Genomic DNA, 3721 nt, shown 5'->3' on the forward strand with positions numbered 1-3721 from the left:
GGCATCCGTATTATCAGGACTACATGGATCATTTGGATCTGGATCTACTGTGTCACAAACACCATCACCATCACTATCCGTTCCATTTGGTACACATGGATCTGCTGGGTCTGGGTCTACTGCATCACAGATACCATCGCCATCAGTATCTGGTGCTCCTATCGGACATGGATCTGTAATATCTGGATCAACAGTATCACAAATACCATCACCATCAACATCTGTTCCATTTGGTATACATGGATCCGTTGGATTTGGATCGATCGCATCACATACCCCATCTCCATCAGTATCTGCTCCGTTTGGACTACATGGGTCCGTTGGTCCTGGATCTACTGTATCACATACACCATCACCATCAGTATCTAAAGCATTCGGATCACATGGACTATTTGGATCTGGGTCTATTGTATCACAGATACCATCTCCGTCAGCATCCGTTGCATCTGGAATACATGGATCCGTTGGATTTGGATCTACTGCATCACAATAACCATCGCCATCTTCATCTGCACTATCTGGGTTACATGGATTGTTTGGATCGGGATCAATCGTATCACAAATACCATCTCCGTCTGCATCCGTTGCATCTGGAATACATGGATCCGTTGGATTTGGATCTACACTATCACAATAACCATCGCCATCCTCATCAGCACTATCTGGATTACATGGATTGTTTGGATCGGGATCAATCGTATCACAAATACCATCTCCATCGGCATCAGTTGCATCTGGAATACATGGATCCGTTGGATTTGGATCTACGCCATCACAATAACCATCGCCATCTTCGTCATTTCCATTTGGAATGCATGGATCTGTTGGATTTGGGTCAATCGTATCACAAACTCCGTCATTATCCGCATCTGTGTTGTTTGGTATACATGGATCCGTTGGGTTTGGATCTACTGCATCACAAACACCATCACCATCTTCGTCATTTCCATTTGGAATACATGGATCAGTTGGATTTGGATCAACTGTATCACATATGCCATCACCATCAGTATCTGTAGCATCTGGAACACATGGATCCGTTATATCTGGATCTACTGCATCACAGACACCATCACCATCTTCATCATGTCCGTTTGGATTACATGGATCAGTTGGATCGGGGTCTACGCTATCACATACGCCATCATTATCAGCATCAGTTGCATTTGGTATACATGGATCGGTTGGATTTGGATCTACATTGTCACATACACCGTCGCCATCACTGTCTAAATCTTCTGGTCCACATGGATCCGTTACATCAGGATCAATTACATCACAAATACCATCGCCATCTACATCTGTTGCATCTGGACTACAGGGATCATTTGGATCAGGATCTACTGCATCACAAATACCATCACCATCAGTATCAGCGCTAGCTGGATTACATGGATCCGTTGGGTCTGGATCAATCGTATCACAAACACCATCGCCATCGGCATCGGTACTATCTGGTATACACGGATCAGTTGGGTTCGGATCTACTGTATCACAAATACCATCATTATCTGTATCGGCATTGTTCGGATTACATGGATCCGTTGGATCTGGATCCACTGTATCACAAACGCCATCATTATCCGCATCCGTATTATCTGGGCTACATGGATCCGTTGGATCGGGATCTACCGTATCACATACGCCATCATTGTCAGCATCTGTATTATCTGGATTACATGGATCATTCGGATCAGGATCTACTGTATCACAAACACCATCGCCATCTGCATCGGCACTATCCGGACTACATGGATCTGTTGGATTTGGATCTACTGTATCACAAACACCATCACCATCTGCATCTGTATTGTCTGGTACACATGGATCCGTTGGATCGGGATCTACTGTATCACAAACACCATCATTATCTGAATCTACATTATTTGGATTACATGGATCGGTTGGATCGGGATCTACCGTATCACAAACGCCATCATTATCCGCATCCGTATTATCTGGTACACATGGGTCTGTTGGATCAGGATCTACCGTATCACATACACCATCATTATCGGCATCCACATTATTCGGGTTGCATGGATCTGTTGGATCTGGATCTACCGTATCACATACACCATCACCATCTGCATCTGTATTATCTGGATTACATGGATCGGTTGGATCGGGATCGATTGCATCACATACACCGTCGCCATCGCTATCGGTTGCATCTGGTAAACATGGATCATTCACATCATTGTCCGTGATCGTTCCTTCTCCTTGTAAATCTGTGGTGGTTATATTTTCTGGGGTTGGTGAGCTAATACTAACATTGCTTAAAATTACATTATACGTCTCACTTGTTTCATAAACGTTATTATCTATAGTGGTTATAGGAATAATTACCGTAGTACTTCCTGCTGGAATAGTATACCCTACACCACTTTGTGCTAAATAATCTGCTCCTACCTGCGCTGTATTGTCTGAAGTAGTTACATCAAAGACAACATCGTATTGTGATGGGTTACTTAAAGTAGCCGTAAAGTTTGCCGTAGTTCCTTCAACTACAGTAATATCATCAATACTAATTGTTGGAACACTATCACCTGAATCTGTAATGGTCCCTTCTCCTACCAAGTCAATTGTAGTAATTGCCTCTGCTGGAGTTGAGCCAATACTTACGTTACTCATCGTAACAGTATACGTCTCATTTGTTGGCTCGTAGGTAGTATCATTGATCGTTACTACTGGAATCGTTACCGTAGTACTTCCTGCTGGAATCGTATAACTTACACTACTTTGAGCGGTATAATCATCGCCTGCCGTGGCTGAACCATCACTCGTACTTACATCAAAAGTAACATCATATTGTGATGGATTGCTTAAGGTAGCAGTAAAGTTTGCTGTACTTCCTTCTGCAACCGTAATATCATCAATACTAATTGTTGGAGCACTATCGCCTAGATCAGTAATCGTTCCTGCTCCTACCAAGTCAGTTGTTGTTATTGCCTCTGGAGTTGGTGAACCAATACTTACGTTACTCATCGTAACAGTATACGTCTCATTTGTTGGCTCGTAGGTTGTGTCATCGGTCGTTACCACTGGAATCGTTACCGTAGTACTTCCTGCTGGAATCGTATAACTTACACTACTTTGAGCGGTATAATCATCGCCTGCCATGGCTGAACCATCGCTCGTACTTACATCAAAAGTAACATCATATTGAGAAACAATACTTAAAGTAGCGGTAAAGTTCGCTGTACTTCCTTCTGCAACAGTAATATCATCTATACTTATCGTTGGAGCACTATCACCTAAATCTGTTATCGTTCCGGCTCCTACTAAGTCAGTTGTTGTTATTGCTTCTGCTGGAGTTGAGCCAATACTTACATTACTCATCGTAACAGTATACGTCTCATTTGTTGGCTCATACGTAGTATCATTGATCGTTACCACTGGAATCGTTACCGTAGTACTTCCTGCTGGAATCGTATAACTTACACTACTTTGAGCGGTATAATCATCGCCTGTGGTGGCTGAACCATCACTCGTGCTTACATCGAAAGTAACATCATATTGTGATGGATTGCTTAAGGTAGCTGTAAAGTTTGCTGTACTTCCTTCTGCAACCGTAATATCATCTATACTTATCGTTGGAGCACTATCACCTAAATCAGTAATGGTTCCGGCTCCTACCAAGTCTGTTGTTGTAATTGCCTCCGCTGGAGTTGAACCAATACTTACGTTACTCATCGTAACAGTATACGTCTCATTTGTT

Annotated in this window: 1 protein-coding gene (running past both ends of the window); it reads right to left on the reverse strand. The window is 42.7% G+C overall.

Positions 1-3721 carry part of the coding region annotated (locus ACKTTV_RS10015; RefSeq protein WP_408030706.1) for a Calx-beta domain-containing protein on the reverse strand (this coding region is incomplete at its 5' end). Its footprint runs off both ends of the window (2904 nt to the left, 921 nt to the right), so 3721 of the 7546 annotated nt are shown.

It is taken from the genome of Tenacibaculum xiamenense (assembly GCF_964513065.1).
GTDB lineage: Bacteria > Bacteroidota > Bacteroidia > Flavobacteriales > Flavobacteriaceae > Polaribacter > Polaribacter xiamenense.